The organism is Neobacillus drentensis, assembly GCF_036965245.1.
Classification (GTDB): domain Bacteria; phylum Bacillota; class Bacilli; order Bacillales; family Cytobacillaceae; genus Neobacillus; species Neobacillus drentensis_G.
Map to the genome: position 1 here is coordinate 1,411 of NZ_JBALPG010000096.1, position 17,816 is coordinate 19,226.

Here is a 17,816-nt window from a genome sequence, read left to right on the forward strand (position 1 = left end):
GTTATCAGTTTTTTTGTATTTTCCACACGATTTATTTTCTCCAAAAGGTGATAGTGCCCACAGTTTGAGAAAAAGCCGCTGCCGGTCACTAATGCTAAATATAGTAAGGAAAGACTCTTCTTACTCACTTACCATTAGGTTCTTTTCAAAAAGAATCGTTTTTTGCATAAATACATTATGTTAATATAATATTTCTTTGTTAGTTCCCTTTTCACAAAATGTTGATACCGCTTACATTTTCCCTTATCCACTCTAAATTTATCCCATATATTTATTGAATTTTAAATAATTTTTTTCTGTAAATTTTTTAAAAAACTTAATAGATTCTTGTCATTTTCTGATATATATTTCGTCGTTTTGTGTCAAATGTCGTTGTTTAAAGATTCTTTGTAGCAACTAACATCATTTGTTGTCAGAAAAGATAAAAAAGTATTTCGAGGAATATGGTTCATTTGCACTTATAATTGGTCATTGAAATACATATTTTCATTGAGGATGAGGAGAGCCATGACAGTGAACACGATATTTCCAACTGATTATCAGCTGCATTTATTTCATGAAGGCAGTTTATGCAAAAGTCATCAGCTTTTTGGCGCTCATATCTTAAAGAATTCCGATCGAGTTTATACACGATTTTGCGTATGGGCCCCAAATGCCTATCAAGTGAGGCTCTTGGGCGATTTTAATAACTGGAATGGTGAAGGATATGAACTGCAGAAGGTTAATGATGAGGGAGTATGGATTATTGTTGTAAAACATGATCTGGAAGGAAGCATTTATAAGTATGAAATTATCTCACAAACAGGAGAAGAGCTACTAAAGGCAGATCCCTTTGCCTTTTATTCGGAAATAAGACCCCAGACAGCGTCCATTGTGTATTCCTTAAACAATTATAAGTGGCAAGACGATCATTGGGTAAATCGCAGGGGAAAAAAGAATCTTTTGTCAGAGCCAGCCATTATTTATGAGGTACATTTGGGTTCATGGAGAAAGAATGCCAATGGAGACTACATAGCATATAGGGAATTGGTCTCGGAGCTTATTCCTTATGTAATGGAACATGGTTTTACTCATATAGAATTATTACCACTTGTCGAGCACCCGCTCGACGACTCATGGGGATATCAAGGAACTGGTTACTTTTCAGTAACATCCAGGTATGGTACACCAGATGACTTTAGATATTTTGTTGACCAGTGTCATCAGCATGGTATAGGTGTCATTCTAGATTGGGTTCCAGGTCATTTTTGTAAGGATGCACACGGACTATACCGCTTTGATGGAACACACATTTATTCTTATAGCCAAGTTCATGACAGAGAAAATGCTGTATGGGGCACCGCCAATTTTGATTTAGGAAAAGGTGAGGTGCAAAGCTTCCTTATTTCTAACGCTCTATATTGGATCGAATATTTTCATATTGATGGCTTTCGGATGGATGCTGTTGCTAACATCATCTATTGGCCTAATGCTGCTCATGGGAAGAGTGAAAATCCGTTTGGTATTCGTTTTTTAAAAAAGTTAAACAAAGAAGTCCATGAATATGATCCACACTTCTTAATGATTGGTGAGGATTCTACTGAGTTCCCACATGTGACAGTTCCTGTCAGCCACGGAGGCCTTGGTTTCGACTATAAATGGAATATGGGCTGGATGAATGACATGCTTGAATATATGGAAACACCTCCGTATTCACGCTCACAAGCCCATTCTAAAGTAACTTTTTCACTTTTATATGCCTTTTTAGAAAACTTTATGCTGCCGTTGTCGCACGATGAGGTAGTCCATGGGAAAAAGTCACTGCTAGATAAAATGCCGGGGGATTATTGGGAGAAATTTGCTCAGCTGAGACTTTTATTAGGCTATATGTTTGCCCACCCAGGAAAGAAATTACTCTTTATGGGCTTTGAAATTGGCCAGTTTGCTGAATGGAAAGACAAAGAAGAGCTAGATTGGCACTTAATGAAATATGACATGCACCGAAATTTAAATTCATATGTAAAAGTATTAACAAAACTTTATAAACGGTCGAAGGCGCTGTATGAATTGGATCATTTGCAGGATGGATTTGAATGGATTGATGCCAATAACAGTCAACAATCGATATTCTCCTTCATTCGAAAAGGGAAAAAGGTTGAGGATTATTTAATCATTATCTGCAACTTTACGGGTGTGAGCTACACAATATATAAAATCGGTGTCCCTAAAGCAGGTGAGTATAGAGTGATTTTTAATAGCGATCAACAAGAATACGGCGGGGCGGGATTAACGAATAAAAAAACCATTTTTTCGGTAGAAGAGCCCTTCCATGGGCAGCCATTTTCAATAGAATTAACGATTCCCCCGTTTGGTTTTCAAATCATAAGACCGGTTAAAAAACGAAAGGAGAGAAAAGGAAATGGCAAAGAAAAAATGCGTAGCCATGCTGTTAGCAGGAGGGAAAGGAAGCAGACTTAATTCGCTGACGAAAGATCTGGCGAAACCAGCTGTACCTTTTGGCGGAAAATACCGAATCATTGACTTTACATTAAGCAATTGTGCTAATTCAGGGATTGATACTGTCGGAGTATTAACACAGTATCAACCACTGTTGTTAAATTCCTATATTGGGATTGGCAGTGCGTGGGATCTTGACCGCAAGGATGGCGGGGTAACTGTCTTACCACCATATAGTGAGTCTTCAGAAGTAAAGTGGTATACCGGAACAGCAAGCGCGATTTACCAAAATTTAAATTATCTTAAACAATATCAACCGGATTATGTATTAATCCTATCTGGTGACCATATTTACAAAATGAATTATGAGAGCATGCTCGAATATCATATTGAGAAAAGAGCAGATGTGACGATTTCCTTGATAGAGGTTCCTTGGGTTGAAGCGAGTCGGTTTGGGATCATGAATACAAATGATGATATGAGAATAGTAGAGTTTGAAGAAAAACCTAGCAATCCGAAAAATAACCTTGCGTCCATGGGCATTTATATTTTTAGCTGGAATATACTGAAGGAATATCTGGAAATGGATGATCGAAATCCAGATTCCAGCCATGACTTTGGGAAAGATGTGATCCCTCTGCTATTAGAGGAAAATAAGAAGTTGTTTGCCTATCCTTTTAAGGGGTATTGGAAGGATGTTGGTACGGTCCAAAGCCTATGGGAAGCAAATATGGATTTGTTAGGTGAACACTGTGAGTTAGATTTATTTGCCCAAGACTGGAGAATTTATTCGGTCAATCCGAACCAGCCGCCGCAATATATTTCCTCGGATGCGATAGTAAAAGAGTCACTGATAAATGAGGGGTGTACCATCGAAGGGGAAATCGATAAATCTGTTCTGTTTCAAGGAGTCACCGTCGGAAAAGGCAGCATGATCAAAGAGTCGGTCATAATGCCTGATGCCACTATCGGAAATAACTGCTTAATTGAAAAAGCAATTGTACCATATGATGTAAAGATTCCAGACGGGACAGTGATTCGTTCATTTGATGATGAAATTATTCTTGTTACGGAAGAAATGTTGGTGGGCTTTATCCAACTTGTTAAATAGCTGGCATTATTGTCTTTAGTAGAAACCAGGAGGGAATTTTGAGTGAAGAGAAAACTGTTAGGCGTTATTGACGCCACTACTTATCATGATGATTTAGAAGATCTTTTAACACATCGCTCACTAGCCGCACTACCTTTTGGGGGGCGTTACCGTATTATTGATTTTGTTCTATCAAACATGGTGAATTCAGGCATTCGCAGTGTGGCAATTTTTCCAAAAATGCAGTATCGCTCGTTAATGGATCACTTGGGATCAGGGAAAAATTGGGATTTAAATCGCAAGCGGGATGGTCTATTCTTTTTCCCATCACCGATTGTGGATAGCGATGGGAATAAAATTGGTTCGTTTGAACTCTTTGCTGCTAATATGGACTACTTTTATCGCAGTACACAAGAGTATGCAATTATCACCAACTGTTATACGATTTTTAATATGAACTTTAGACCAATACTAGATTGGCATAGACATGCTAAATGCGATATAACCGAAATCCATCACCAGGATGGAACTTCGATGGAAATGTATTTAATCAAAACCTCCTTCCTTATTAAATTGATTGAAACAAGACATGAAACAGGATATACATGTATGAAGGATGTCGTTACTGCAATTCATAATGGGTATTCTATTTGTCACTATGAATATGATGGATATTCTGTAATGATAGATTCGATTGAAAGCTATTTTTCTACTAGCATGAAGCTGCTTGAGTCTGATGTTTGGAAGCAATTATTCTTAAAAGACCAGCCGATCTTGACGAAAGTAAAGGATGAGCCGCCAACCAAATATGTAAAAGGGTCATGTGTGAAAAATGCAATGATTGCGAACGGCTGCTTTATTGGTGGAACAGTGGAAAACAGTATTGTCTCTCGTGGAGTGAAAATTGGTAAAGGTGCAGTCATTAAAAACTGTATCATCATGCAAAAGTGTCATATCGAGGAGAATTGTTATTTAGATTCAGTTATTTTAGATAAGGATGTAAAAGTGGAAGCTGGAGCCCATCTAACCGGAACAAATCGTTCCCCATATGTTATTCGTAAAGGGTCGAAACAAGGAGCGTTGATGAACTCATGAAAGTATTATTTGCTGTTTCGGAATGTGGTCCATTTGCTAAATCGGGAGGACTTGCTGATGTTGCAGGTTCTCTTCCAAAAGAACTAAAAAGTTTAGGAACAGATGTTAGGGTGATTCTTCCTAAATATGGATCTATTCCTGAAGAATACAAGGAAGAAATGAAAAAAATTAAAGAATTTACTGTACCTGTCGGTTGGCGAAATCAATATTGCGGAATTGAGGAGCTCACTCATCAAGGGGTTACCTTTTATTTCGTAGACAATGAATACTATTTTAAGCGGGGAAATCTTTATGGCTATTTTGATGACGGTGAAAGATTTGCCTATTTTAATCGGGCAGTTCTCGAGACAGTAGTACAGCTTAATTTTTTTCCAGATGTACTGCATTGTCATGATTGGCATACAGCGATGATTCCATTTCTCTTAAGAACAGAATATTACAAGCGAAATGGTTACGGGAAAATCCGAACAGTGTTTACAATTCATAATTTGCAATTTCAAGGGATTTTTCCAAAAGAGGTACTTGGTGAATTGCTTGGAATGGATTATAAATCCTTTCATATTGGTCATTTGGAGTTTTTTGGGAATACTAATTTTATGAAGGGTGCGCTTGTTGCTTCTGACAAAATAACAACTGTGAGCCCGACTTATAAAGAAGAAATTCAGACGGCAGTATTTGGAGAAAAGCTGGATGGCCTTTTGCGGGAAAGAAGCGAGGACCTTATCGGGATTTTAAATGGGATTGATGAGGACTTTTATAATCCGGCAACTGACCCATTCGTTTATCAAACCTATAAAGTGGATTCCTATCAAAAAAAGAAAATCAACAAACGGGAGATACAAAAAAGATTTGGAATACCGCAAAGTGGGGGTACACCATTACTTGTCATAATTTCAAGGCTCACCAGGCAAAAGGGACTTGATCTAGTGAAGTGTGTCCTTCGTGAAATTTTGCAGGAGGATGTACATGTCATTATTCTTGGAACCGGTGATTTTGAAAACGAGGAACATCTAAGGCAGGTTGCTCGGATCTATCCTGAAAAATTAAAGGTTTATACCGGATTTAATGAGGAACTGGCCCATAAACTTTACGCGGCCGCAGATTTATTTTTAATGCCGTCTCAATTTGAGCCATGCGGCTTGGGACAGCTGATAGCGATGAAATATGGTGCTATTCCGATTGTCCGTGAAACTGGGGGGTTAAACGATACTGTAAAGGCATGGAACGAATTCAACGGCGAGGGAAATGGTTTCTCCTTCCGAAACTTTAATGCCCATGACATGCTCTATACGATCCAGAGAGCGCTACGCTTTTATCATGATAAAGAGACGTGGGAATCGATTGTCAAGCAGGCAATGGAAATGGATTATAGCTGGGCCCAATCAGCATTTAGTTATAACCAGTTATATGCTGAGCTCGTTTCAAGGAGTGAAACGCATGTTTTCTAGTACGGAAGATTTTAAGAAAACCTTTATTAAAAGGCTAGAGATGTTAGTTGAGAAGAGAATTTCTGAAAGTTCATCAAGGGATCATTATCAAACCCTCGGCAGTATGATTCGTGATTTTGTAAGTAATGATTGGATTGCCACAAATGAACGATATCTTGCTGCAAAGGGAAAGCAGGTTTATTATCTCTCGATTGAATATTTATTAGGAAAACTGTTAAGGCAGAATTTAATTAATCTAGGGATAGAGGAAACGGTTCAGGCAGGACTTCAGGAACTAGGAATTGACTTGGGGGAACTGGAGGAATTAGAAGCAGATGCAGGTTTAGGAAATGGAGGCTTGGGAAGGTTAGCCGCCTGCTTTTTAGATTCCCTTGCAACACTGAATCTACCCGGTCATGGCCACGGCATACGGTACAAGCATGGCTTGTTTGAACAGAAAATTGTTGATGGCTATCAAGTGGAATTGCCGGAGCAATGGCTAAGGAGCGGAAATGTTTGGGAAATTCGCAAGGCAGATAGCGCTGTAAAAATCCCATTTTGGGGCAAGGTGGAAGCGAAGATGGAAAATGGGCGCCTCGTTTTTCATCATTTGAATACCGAAACCGTTACGGCTGTCCCTCATGATATGCCTGTGATTGGGTATAAAACCAAAACCGTTAATACACTAAGTCTTTGGAATGCTGAGCCTTCCCAATTTCCTTTTCATAAGGATATTTTAAAATATAAACGGGAGACCGAATCGATTTCCGAGTTTTTATACCCTGATGATACCCATGATGAGGGGAAGATTTTACGGCTGAAGCAGCAATACTTTTTAGTGTCGGCTAGCATTCAATCCATTTTAAGAACCTATCGGAAACAACATGCTAACTTGAATCAACTCCATGAGCATGTTTGTATTCACATTAATGATACTCACCCTGTACTGGCCATTCCAGAACTAATGAGGATCCTGATTGACGAGGAAGGATTTGATTGGGAACAGGCATGGCATATAACGAAACATACCATTTCATATACCAATCATACGACATTATCAGAAGCGTTGGAGAAATGGCCGATACATATTTTTCGTCCGTTACTGCCAAGGATTTATATGATTGTGGAAGAAATAAATGAGCGGTTTTGCCAAGAACTATGGGAACAAACGCCTGGTGATTGGCAGAGAATTGGAGGACTCGCCATCATAGCTGATGAGTATGTGAAAATGGCACATTTAGCGATTGTCGGAAGCTTTAGTGTCAATGGTGTGGCAAAGCTCCATACGGAAATATTAAAGAAACGAGAGATGAATCAATTTTATCAATTGTTTCCAGATAAATTTAACAATAAGACAAACGGAATCTCATACCGGCGCTGGCTGTTAAAAGCGAACCCGAAATTATCTTCCCTTATTACAGACTCGATAGGGCCTTCTTGGACATATTCAGCTGAGAAACTAACCCATTTACTTAACTATCAAAACGATTTTGCTTTTTTAGAACAGTTGTTAAAAATTAAAGATGAAAATAAACAGAGGCTTGCTAGGATTATCTTGGATAAAACGGGAGTAGCTGTTGATACTGGGGCGATATTTGATGTTCAGGTCAAACGACTTCATGCTTATAAGCGGCAGCTTTTAAATGTTTTACATATCATGCATCTTTATAATCGAATTAAAGAAGATTCAAGCTTTTCAATCGTTCCAAGGGTGTTTATTTTTGGAGCAAAAGCATCACCGGGTTATTACTATGCAAAAAAAATTATCAAATTAATCAACACGGTTGCAGAAAAAATAAACAATGACCCAAAAATAGGCGATAAAATTAAGGTAATCTTCCTGGATAATTACCGCGTTTCCTTAGCCGAAAAAATCTTCCCTGCCTCAGATGTGAGTGAACAAATCTCTACTGCCAGTAAAGAAGCTTCCGGTACCGGAAATATGAAATTTATGATTAACGGTGCCTTAACAGTAGGAACCTTAGACGGTGCTAATATTGAGATTCAGGAATTGGTAGGAAATGAAAATATTTTTACCTTTGGATTAACGGCAGAGGAAGTTCTTCAATATTATCAGCACGGCGGGTATCAATCGTTAGTGTATTATCATCATGATTACCGAATTAGACAGGCTGTCGATCAGCTTGTAAATGGATTTTTCTCAGGTGTTCATAACGAATTTGAGCCAATATTTGACTCGTTATTAACGGAAAATGATCAATATTTTGTCTTAAAGGATTTTGCCTCGTATGCCGATATCCAACGGTCGATTGGAGAAACATTTATGAATAAGGAAAAATGGCAAAAAATGAGCTTAACAAATATTGCTCATGCAGGTTATTTTTCCAGTGACCGGACGATCAGTGAATATGCAGATGAAATATGGGGGATTAAGTCTCTTCAATAAGAAATGCACGAGAGCTAGACAATTCTCAAAAACGAAATTTATACTTTATTATCTCTTAAAAAAGGTTCCTGCCAATTTGGCAGAAACCTTTTTACTTAGGAAAATATGTGTCCAATAAAAATGCCGACTGAAAGTAAAAATCCAAAAATCGTATTTGTCTGGGCTGTCGCAATCATCGCTGGTGCCATTTTGATCGGAATATTATTTTTGATGAATCCTTTTGTCGCTTTTATCGCCTTTGGAGCACTTAGAATGACGATAGCCGTCCAATATGGTGCAATACCGCTAATGATAAGCCCCAAAACCCATAGATACGAAAAAGTAAACATCGTGGCTAATAAATAAATGGCTTTCTTTTTTCCTAAGAGAATAGCTACTGTTTTTCGGCCATTTTCTTTATCTCCATCAAGATCGCGTATGTTATTGGATAACATAATCATTCCTACTAATACCATACTTGGAACAGAGACGAGAATACTTGTGCTAGTAACTGTTCCAGTTTGAATAAAGAAGGAGATTAAAATAATTAGCATTCCCATAAAAAAACCGGAAAAAATTTCGCCCAGTGGTGTATAAGCAATCGGGAACGGACCGCCTGTATAAAAATAGCCAACAGCCATACAAATAAGCCCAACAACCGCTAACCACCAGCTGCTATTCGCACAAATATATACCCCTAATAATAAGGCAATCCCGTAAAATCCAAAAGCAAGATTAATGACGGTCTTTGATTTGATCCCATCACGGACAATCGTACCTCCAATCCCAACAGAATCTACGGTATCAAGTCCGCGTTTGTAATCGAAGTATTCATTAAACATATTGGTTGCGGCTTGAATTAACATACTGGCAACAAGCATCGCAGCAAAGAGTCCGAAATGAAATTTCTCGTTTCTAAGAGCAAGAGCCGAACCAAGTAAGACGGGTACAAACGATGCTGTTAGCGTATGAGGACGGGTCATTTGCCACCAAACTTGAAAACCACGGTTTGATCCAACTGCAGGTTTCGGATGATGCTGTAAATTTGGCTGCATTATGTTCTCTCCCTTTTAAAAATTTTCTCTTATATATATAAATTAACTATTTGCTTAGTTATTGTGTCTTTCTTGCCCAACCATAAGTGTATGTAATTCCCGTATTTGTGTCAATTGATTTTTGCTTTCATATCTAGAAGATAATCCCTATTTGATTATAATTGAATGGTTAGTGGGAAAATAAGAAAAGCGCAAAGATACTAGCAGCTGGATCTGAAAAATTCACAAAGCCCAAATTTTATCATTCTTATATAGGGAAAAAGCTGTTTTCAGCCTAATTGTAACAATTTTGATATATAATAAGGAATGAAACGGGATTGGTAGTGACAAGTATTATTGACTTCTTTACAATGGGAGTAGTAACTTAAAATTTGTATCAAAATGAATGGATAACAGTCATTTCGGCTGTTTTGGAGGGATTTGTTTGGTTACCATTCAAGAAACGGAAATAAAGGAAAGGGGTCTATTGGCTGTTAATCGAGCGAAAGAACTGGGCCGGCCTATATTAATAAGTGAAGTCCATAAAATGGATATGATTAACCCTTTATCTTTTTTTAACGTGGGAAAAGACCGCTATAGTGGAGAACGTTTTTTTTGGAAAGACCCATCAGACGAGATTGTGCTTATTGGGCTTGGAATTTCAAAACAAATTCAGTCGGATCAGGCTACTGACCGCTTTTTTCATGTTGAAAGAGAATGGAAAAGCTTCTTAGAGGATAGCTTAATTTTTAATCCATATACAAAAATAGGTGTTGGGCCCCTAATGTTCGGGGGATTTTCCTTTGATCCATATAAAGAAAAAACGGATCTTTGGTCCAAGTATGCTGATTCTTTATTCCATTTACCAAAATATTTATTGAGTATCATAGACGGTGAGACATATTTAACAACGAATATCGTTTTTACACCCAATGATGATCTATCACTATTCAGTAAGATTGTGGAAGAAAGAAATCAGCTGCTTTTATCACTAAAACGGAATGATCGTGGAAAGTGTGCTGCATTATTGGAAACAAAAGAAATTTCGCCAGAAAAGTGGAAACAGGCTGTTGATGGTGTTGTGAAGGAGTTAACAAACGGACCATTAAAGAAAGTCGTCCTTGCCCGAGAACTTAGGCTAGTTTTTAGCGATCAGGTAGTGGCAGACACAGTACTTGATCATTTGTACACACAGCAGCCTGCAAGCTTTATTTTTGCATTTGAATCGAATGGCGATTGTTTTATTGGTGCATCGCCGGAAAGACTAGTAAAAAAACATGGATCTGAAGTCTATTCTACCTGCCTTGCAGGCTCTATTTCACGCGGAGGCACAGAAGAGAAAGATCGGATTCTAGGTCAAACCTTATTAAATGATCAGAAAAACCTGATTGAGCACGGGTTTGTGGTTGAAATGATTAAGGAAGCTTTAGAAGAATCATGCGAAGAGATAATCCTGCCAGACAAACCGCAGCTAATGAAAAATAGGGATATTCAGCATCTTTATACACCTGTTATTGGAAAATGTAATAAGGATGCTTCATTACTTTTACTAGTTGAAAGACTTCATCCGACACCAGCACTTGGAGGGCTGCCTAAGAAAGCGGCAGTTGAAAAAATTAGACAGGTTGAAGAGCTTGACCGCGGCTTTTATGGCGCGCCGCTTGGATGGGTCGATTATAAACAGAATGGTGAATTTGCTGTCTCCATTCGCTGCGGACTCTTGCAGGGCAATGAGGCATCGTTGTTTGCCGGTTGTGGTGTTGTAGCAGATTCGAATTCAGAAAGTGAATATTTAGAAACAGGTTTGAAGTTTACACCAATGCTTCGAGCTCTTGGGGGAAAATAATATGAATCATCAGGGATCATTAACCGCTTATATTGCAGCCTTTGTTTCAGAACTAGTTTCAACAGGAGTAACCGAAGTTGTCGTAAGCCCCGGTTCAAGATCTACTCCGATGGCGATGGTAATGGCAGAACATCCTGAGTTAAACGTTCATGTTCATGTAGATGAACGTTCTGCTGCTTTTTTTGCATTAGGAATCGCTAAGGCAATCAACAAACCTGTTGCCATTCTATGTACATCGGGTACTGCTGCGGCCAACTACTTTCCAGCGATAGTTGAGGCGAAATATTCACGAGTTCCCTTAATTGTCCTTACGGCTGACAGGCCGCACGAGCTAAGAGAAGTGGGAGCCCCTCAGGCAATTGATCAAATCCATTTATATGGCCATCATGTAAAATGGTTTGCAGAAATGGCTTTGCCAGAGAAAAACGATGAAATGATCCGTTATGCTCGGACAGTTTGTGCCCGTGCTGCAGCAATTGCTGCTGCGGCTCCGTCTGGTCCGGTTCATTTGAATTTTCCGTTCCGGGAACCGCTCATTCCGAAATTGGATGATGAGCTATTTCGTCAATCAGAACGACCAAAGGGGTATGTAAGGGTTCATAATGGAGATTTTACGGTTGATCATGAGCAATTTAAAGTGATTGCTGAAAAAATAATCGGGAAAGAAAAAGGAATTATTGTTTGCGGGAACATTGTTGACGAACAATTTGCCGAAGCTGTGACACGCCTTTCAAAGGCATTAAACTATCCTGTATTAGCTGACCCGTTATCACAATTAAGAAGTGGTAATCACAACCTTGAAAATATTATTGAATCATATGATACTTTTTTAAGAAATGAAGACGCCAAAACCTTCCTTAAACCGGATGTTGTGTTACGGTTTGGGGCAATGCCTATTTCTAAAGCGTTAACGATATTTTTAAAAGAAAATCATACTGCAGATCAATTTGTCGTCGATGGCGGCGGTGGCTGGCGTGATCCGTCAGCATTATCAACGAACATGGTTTTTTGCAATGAAACAATTTTTTGCCAGGAACTGTTAAACTTTTTGGACAGCAAATCTTCATCCGGATATTTAGAGAGCTGGAAGAAGGTTAATGCTCTTACAAAAGAAAATATGACGTCAATTCGTGATTTAACTGAATTAAGTGAAGGAAGGCTGTTTTATCAATTAGCTGAGATGCTCCCTGAAGGAGCTACTCTTTTTGTCGGAAATAGCATGCCAATTCGTGACGTAGATAGCTTTTTCTTAAACAATAATAAATCCATTAAAATAATGGCGAACAGAGGAGCTAATGGCATTGATGGTACTGTTTCGACTGCATTGGGTGCAGCCGTTTACTCTGAGTCCTTATACCTGGTTCTAGGGGATTTAACCTTCTTCCATGACTTAAATGGTCTAATTGCTGCAAAGCTTTATGATATAGATATTCATATTATTCTTGTAAACAATAATGGCGGCGGGATTTTTTCCTTCCTGCCGCAATCGGAGCATCCTAAAAATTTTGAACTTCTTTTTGGTACACCTCTAAATCTAGAATTTGAACATGCTGTAAGAATGTTTAACGGACAATTTACTAAAATAAAAGATTGGAATCACTTAGAATTGGAAATGAAGAAGAGCGTAGATCAAACAGGAATTCATGTTTACGAGATTGCGACAAAAAGGGAGAAAAATCTCGATGAGCATCGTGAATTTTGGCGTTCTGTTTCCCAGGAAATATCAAATTTTGTCATAGGAGAGCAGTAATGGATGTGACCATCGACGGAATCCGCTATCATGTGGAGGTTTGCGGTGAAGGGGCCCCACCGCTTGTCTTATTGCATGGATTTACGGGCGATGCTTCTACATGGAAGCCGTTTTATGACGCTTGGGGAAAGCACACCACGTTAATTGCCCCAGATATCATTGGGCATGGTAAAACGGAGTCTCCCAAAGGTCTGCCACATTATCAAATAGAATCAGTTGCCCATGACTTAGAAGGTATCCTTGATGAATTGGGTGTTAATGAAATAGACTTGCTGGGTTATTCAATGGGGGGGAGACTAGCGCTCACTTTTGCCCTCCTTTTTCCAAACAGGGTTCGAAAGTTAATCCTTGAAAGTGCATCTCCAGGTCTTGCAACAGACGAAGAAAGAGAACTTCGCCGAATGAAAGATGCAGAACTTGCTCAATTTATAAAAGAACATGGGATCAAGTCGTTTGTTGAATACTGGGAAGAGATTCCCCTTTTTTCTTCGATGAAGCGACTCCCAACATCAACTAATGATTCCATAAGGTCTCAGAGGCTAAGTAATAATACTATTGGGCTCTCAAATAGCTTACTTGGAATGGGGACGGGATCACAGCCTTCCTGGTGGGGACAATTATACCAGCTTGCCTGTGAAGTTTTGCTGCTTACAGGCGGGCAAGATAAAAAGTTTTGTGGTATTGCTGAAGGAATGATGAAGGCTCTTAAAAAGGGCGATTGGCTTGTCGTTGAAAACAGCGGACATACAATTCATGTGGAAGAACGGGAAAAGTTTGGTACAATAGTAAGTGACTTTTTGTCTAAAAAAATATAAAGGAGGATTTCATTGTGACAGTAGAATGGGTTGCAGGACGTAAATATGAAGAAATTTTATATGAGACCTATAATGGAATTGCAAAAATCACAATAAATCGACCACATGTACATAACGCATTTACACCGAAAACGGTAATGGAATTGATTAACGCTTTTGCCTATGCACGAGATGATTCGAATGTTGGAGTAATTGTGTTAACTGGTGCCGGCGATAAGGCGTTTTGCTCCGGTGGAGATCAAAAGGTAAGAGGACATGGCGGCTATGTTGGCGAGGATCAAATTCCACGCTTAAATGTTCTTGATTTGCAGCGTTTAATCCGTGTAATTCCTAAACCAGTTGTTGCAATGGTAAAAGGGTATGCCATTGGCGGCGGTCATGTTCTACACATTGTTTGTGATTTAACGATTGCTGCTGATAATGCCGTTTTTGGACAAACTGGTCCGAAAGTTGGCAGCTTTGATGCCGGTTATGGCTCAGGCTATTTAGCAAGAATTGTCGGCCATAAAAAAGCCCGTGAAATTTGGTATTTATGCCGCCAATACAATGCCCAAGAGGCGCTTGATATGGGCTTAGTCAACACCGTTGTTCCTCTTGAGCAAGTAGAAGAAGAAACGATTAAATGGTGTGAAGAAATGCTTGAGAAAAGTCCAACGGCTCTTCGTTTCTTAAAAGCAGCATTTAATGCAGATACAGACGGTTTAGCTGGCATTCAGCAATTTGCCGGTGATGCAACATTGCTTTACTATACAACAGATGAAGCGAAAGAAGGCCGCGACGCCTTTAAAGAAAAGCGCAAGCCAGATTTCGGACAATTCCCGCGTTTTCCTTGATCAAATGTTTTTGGGAAGCAGCTTGATGGTATCCATCAGGCTGTTTTTATATAAGGCTAAAAGCCAAAGTAGAGAGGTTCTAAGTGGGTGTTGTGGGAGAAAAATCGCAGATAAGTCGATGTAGAGAGTTTCTACATGGGCTTTATTGTTGAAATTCTTCAAGAAAGTCCTACGACAAAAAGTTGGTCGGATAAAAGGAAGCGCAATAGGTACATATAAAGAAGGTGTTAAAATGCCAAACGAAACAATGCCAAATTTTTTAAAGAAGCGAGCATTTCTAACTCCTGAAAGGACAGCTGTTTATTTTCAGGAAAAGACTTTAACATTCGAAGAGCTTTACCATCGTTCTCTTGAAGCAGCAGGTCGGCTCCAGGCTTTTGGGGTACAAAAAGACCAATATGTAGGGGTATTATTGAAAAATCACCTAGATACAGTAGTGATTTTATTTGCCCTCCAGATAATAGGGGTGAAAGCGGTTATATTGAATAATCGTTTAACCGCAGCAGAACTAATTTGGCAATTGAAGGATTCGAAAGTGTCGCTTCTCATTCTTGAAGACTCTGTTACGGAAACCCATTTGGAAATTAACCAACAAATTTCATCTTTAAACACTGTCACTAAAACTCGTTTATTTCAAATAGAACCAGTAGTGCCAGCCATTGTAGACGAAATCAGCCTTTCTGAAATCTGTACAGTCATGTATACCTCAGGCACAACTGGAAACCCAAAAGGTGTCATGCAGACATATGGAAACCATTGGTGGAGCTCTGTTGGCTCAGCATTAAATTTGGGTTTTATGGAGAGCGATTGCTGGCTTTGTACCGTTCCGCTTTTCCACATTAGCGGATTCTCCATTCTCATGCGCAGTGTCATCTACGGTATGCCGCTTGTCCTTCATGAAAACTTTAATGTGGAACAAACGATAGAGGATATACAAGCAAAAAAGGTTACAATTATGTCAGTGGTAGGAACCATGCTGACTCGAATTGTAGAATCGTTAAAGGGCAGACGGCTTCCGGATTATTTCCGCTGCATGCTTTTAGGAGGAGGTCCTGCACCACTGCCATTACTTCAAGCATGTGTGGAAAAAGAAATCCCTGTTTTTCAAACGTATGGTATGACAGAATCCTCCTCACAAATTGTGACGCTATCTCCGGAATACAGCTTAACAAAGCTTGGATCAGCAGGAAAGCCTCTATTCCCGTCACAGCTCATGATTGAAAATGTAAATGGAAGCCCGGCTGAATCAGGTGAAGCTGGTGAAATTGTGGTAAAAGGACCAAATGTTACACCAGGATATTTATATCGTCCGGAAGTAACAACTGAAAAATTCCGTGATGGCTGGTTTTATACGGGAGATATCGGCTACTTAGATGAGGAAGGATTTTTGTACGTCATCGATCGGCGTTCTGATTTGATTATTTCAGGTGGAGAAAATATCTACCCTGCTGAAATCGAAGCAGTTTTATTAGCCCATCCTGCTGTTGCTGAAGCAGGGGTGACTGGTATTGATGATGCGAATTGGGGGCATGTGCCAATTGCCTTTATTGTAAAAAGGGAAAGCTATAAAGTATCCGCGGAAGAGCTTCAACAATTTTGCTTAGCTAGGCTTGCCAAATACAAAGTACCAAAGGCCTTTTATTTTCCTGAAAAACTGCCAAGAAATGCTGCTAAAAAACTGCTGCGAAGAACACTGCGAGAGTGGGTGGCCGATCATGAAGATAGCATCGATTGAGCTCTTTGTTATTCAAATGCCCTTGAAGTCCCCATTTCTGACGCATTTAGGCGCTGTGAATAATCGTGAGGGGATCATCGTAAAGGTAACGGATTCAGATGGTCTTTCAGGGTATGGGGAAGGGGTGGCCTTTTCAACGCCGTGGTATACGGAAGAAACGGTGGCAACCAGTTTACATATGTTAACGGATATTTTGATTCCATTGCTGCAAAAACATCCAATTGACCATCCTGAGGAGGCATCACACCTTTTCAGCTCGATAAGAAGAAACAATATGGCGAAGGCAGCCTTAGAAACGGCATTATGGGATTTGTATGCGAAGGTCAATACAAAGCCCCTTTCAAAAATACTTGGAGGTACTCGCCCAGTTATTGCTTCAGGTGTGGTGGTAGCGACAGATTCCACGGCAAACGCATTGCGCCAAATTGAACAATATCTTATAGAGGGTTATCAGCGTATTAAAGTGAAAATTAATCCAAATCAGGATTACTCTTTTCTCGCAGAAATTCGCAGCCATTATCCTGAGCTGCCAATCATGGCAGATGCCAATTCAGCTTATTCCTTAAAAGACATAGATCGCTTAAAAGCTTTAGATGAATTTAACCTGATCATGATTGAGCAGCCGTTGGCTCACGACGATATCATCGAACATGCTCTATTACAAAAGGAGATTCGAACACCTATTTGTTTAGATGAAAGCATCGTCACGTTTGATGATGCAAGGAAAGCATTAGAGTTCGGAAGCTGTAAAGTAATTAATATTAAAGTGGGCCGGATTGGCGGGCTGTATGAAGCCATACGAATTCATGATTATTGTTTTGAAAAGGGGATTCCGGTCTGGTGTGGAGGAATGATTGAATTCGGAATTTCTCGCGCACATAATATTGCGCTTGCTTCCCTCCCAGGGTTTTCAATTCCAGGTGATATTTCCGCATCGAGCCGTTTCTGGGAGGAAGATATTATTTCACCGGAAGTAGCCGTTGATAATGGATATATTCATGTTCCATTGAACTCCGGTATTGGGTACGAATTGAATGAAAAAAGGCTGCAGGAAGTATTATTAACAAAAAGATCATTTACTTTTTCATAAGAAAAAGAACCAGGCTACATGGTTGGCCTGGTTTTTACTTCTATAAATCACTTGGTTTGAAGGTATGACAATCGGTTTCTTTCGTCGAATCAGCGGTATTACCTGTATGGCTGATAACATATATTTGATCGGCACTACATTTATTGCCATTAGCCCAAAACGTGCAGTTATTTACTTCACACAAAACATCCTTTGCCATTCGTATCACTCCTTAAAGTATCGGTAATACAGTAATAGCATTTGAAGTTAATCAATGCTGCATTCCAGAAGGTGATAGGA

The 17,816-nt window shown here is 39.4% G+C and carries 13 protein-coding genes; 11 read left to right on the forward strand and 2 right to left on the reverse strand.

All coding sequences use genetic code 11. The features are described 5' to 3' along the window. The first annotated feature begins 507 nt into the window (after positions 1-507). Genes glgB through V7150_RS18370 form a run of 5 tightly spaced genes read left to right on the forward strand, consistent with a single transcriptional unit; the run spans position 508 to position 8,455 of the window. Complete coding sequence (gene glgB / locus V7150_RS18350; protein WP_335521218.1) at positions 508-2,457, forward strand: 1,4-alpha-glucan branching protein GlgB; 1,950 nt, start codon at positions 508-510, stop codon at positions 2,455-2,457. After that, positions 2,399-3,547 carry a glucose-1-phosphate adenylyltransferase gene (locus tag V7150_RS18355; protein ID WP_335521219.1) on the forward strand — a complete coding sequence of 383 codons (1,149 nt, stop codon included), beginning with the start codon at positions 2,399-2,401 and terminating at the stop codon, positions 3,545-3,547. Before glgB ends, V7150_RS18355 begins: the two co-directional genes overlap by 59 nt. A 42-nt stretch (positions 3,548-3,589) precedes the next feature. After that, a complete protein-coding gene (locus tag V7150_RS18360) occupies positions 3,590-4,621 on the forward strand; it encodes a sugar phosphate nucleotidyltransferase (RefSeq protein ID WP_335521221.1) in 1,032 nt (343 codons plus the stop codon). Next, positions 4,618-6,069, forward strand: coding sequence for a glycogen synthase GlgA (gene glgA / locus V7150_RS18365; protein WP_335521222.1), 1,452 nt, complete (start codon positions 4,618-4,620; stop codon positions 6,067-6,069). Before V7150_RS18360 ends, glgA begins: the two co-directional genes overlap by 4 nt. Continuing rightward, positions 6,059-8,455 carry a glycogen/starch/alpha-glucan phosphorylase gene (locus V7150_RS18370; RefSeq protein ID WP_335521225.1) on the forward strand — a complete coding sequence of 799 codons (2,397 nt, stop codon included), beginning with the start codon at positions 6,059-6,061 and terminating at the stop codon, positions 8,453-8,455. The genes glgA and V7150_RS18370 overlap by 11 nt, the downstream gene beginning before the upstream one ends. 95 nt (positions 8,456-8,550) lie before the next feature. Here V7150_RS18370 and V7150_RS18375 read toward each other — a convergent pair whose 3' ends face one another. Next, positions 8,551-9,489, reverse strand: a complete 939-nt coding sequence (locus V7150_RS18375) for a 1,4-dihydroxy-2-naphthoate polyprenyltransferase (RefSeq protein ID WP_335521227.1) — start codon at positions 9,487-9,489, stop codon at positions 8,551-8,553. 424 nt (positions 9,490-9,913) lie between these two features. On the opposite strand from V7150_RS18375, the gene V7150_RS18380 reads away from it, so the two are divergent. The 6 genes from V7150_RS18380 to menC all read left to right on the forward strand — a co-directional run bounded on the left by V7150_RS18380 (position 9,914) and on the right by menC (position 17,537). Continuing rightward, on the forward strand, positions 9,914-11,314 hold the full coding sequence (locus V7150_RS18380; protein ID WP_335521229.1) for an isochorismate synthase: 1,401 nt from the start codon (positions 9,914-9,916) through the stop codon (positions 11,312-11,314). Position 11,315: 1 nt separating this feature from the next. Beyond that, on the forward strand, positions 11,316-13,064 hold the full coding sequence (gene menD / locus V7150_RS18385; protein ID WP_335521231.1) for a 2-succinyl-5-enolpyruvyl-6-hydroxy-3-cyclohexene-1-carboxylic-acid synthase: 1,749 nt from the start codon (positions 11,316-11,318) through the stop codon (positions 13,062-13,064). Beyond that, complete coding sequence (gene menH, locus V7150_RS18390) at positions 13,064-13,879, forward strand: 2-succinyl-6-hydroxy-2,4-cyclohexadiene-1-carboxylate synthase (RefSeq protein ID WP_335521233.1); 816 nt, start codon at positions 13,064-13,066, stop codon at positions 13,877-13,879. Before menD ends, menH begins: the two co-directional genes overlap by 1 nt. A gap of 14 nt (positions 13,880-13,893) precedes the next feature. Then, complete coding sequence (gene menB / locus V7150_RS18395; RefSeq protein WP_335521235.1) at positions 13,894-14,712, forward strand: 1,4-dihydroxy-2-naphthoyl-CoA synthase; 819 nt, start codon at positions 13,894-13,896, stop codon at positions 14,710-14,712. Between the two features lie 232 nt (positions 14,713-14,944). Beyond that, positions 14,945-16,447 carry an o-succinylbenzoate--CoA ligase gene (locus tag V7150_RS18400; RefSeq protein ID WP_335521238.1) on the forward strand — a complete coding sequence of 501 codons (1,503 nt, stop codon included), beginning with the start codon at positions 14,945-14,947 and terminating at the stop codon, positions 16,445-16,447. Then, entirely contained in the window at positions 16,428-17,537 is a 1,110-nt protein-coding gene (gene menC, locus V7150_RS18405) for an o-succinylbenzoate synthase (protein WP_335521240.1), read from the forward strand. Before V7150_RS18400 ends, menC begins: the two co-directional genes overlap by 20 nt. A gap of 40 nt (positions 17,538-17,577) precedes the next feature. Here the strand turns inward: menC and V7150_RS18410 are convergent, their stop codons facing one another. After that, positions 17,578-17,736, reverse strand: a complete 159-nt coding sequence (locus V7150_RS18410) for a DUF1540 domain-containing protein (protein ID WP_335521241.1) — start codon at positions 17,734-17,736, stop codon at positions 17,578-17,580. Positions 17,737-17,816: the final 80 nt, after the last annotated feature.

Coding starts and splice junctions, on each gene's coding strand:
- menC (WP_335521240.1), top strand. CDS start 16,428: ATGAAGATAGCATCGATTGAGCTCTTTGTTATTCAAATGCCCTTGAAG.
- V7150_RS18355 (WP_335521219.1), top strand. CDS start 2,399: ATGGCAAAGAAAAAATGCGTAGCCATGCTGTTAGCAGGAGGGAAAGGA.
- V7150_RS18400 (WP_335521238.1), top strand. CDS start 14,945: ATGCCAAACGAAACAATGCCAAATTTTTTAAAGAAGCGAGCATTTCTA.
- glgB (WP_335521218.1), top strand. CDS start 508: ATGACAGTGAACACGATATTTCCAACTGATTATCAGCTGCATTTATTT.
- V7150_RS18410 (WP_335521241.1), bottom strand. CDS start 17,736: ATGGCAAAGGATGTTTTGTGTGAAGTAAATAACTGCACGTTTTGGGCT.
- menD (WP_335521231.1), top strand. CDS start 11,316: ATGAATCATCAGGGATCATTAACCGCTTATATTGCAGCCTTTGTTTCA.
- menH (WP_335521233.1), top strand. CDS start 13,064: ATGGATGTGACCATCGACGGAATCCGCTATCATGTGGAGGTTTGCGGT.
- V7150_RS18375 (WP_335521227.1), bottom strand. CDS start 9,489: ATGCAGCCAAATTTACAGCATCATCCGAAACCTGCAGTTGGATCAAAC.
- glgA (WP_335521222.1), top strand. CDS start 4,618: ATGAAAGTATTATTTGCTGTTTCGGAATGTGGTCCATTTGCTAAATCG.
- V7150_RS18370 (WP_335521225.1), top strand. CDS start 6,059: ATGTTTTCTAGTACGGAAGATTTTAAGAAAACCTTTATTAAAAGGCTA.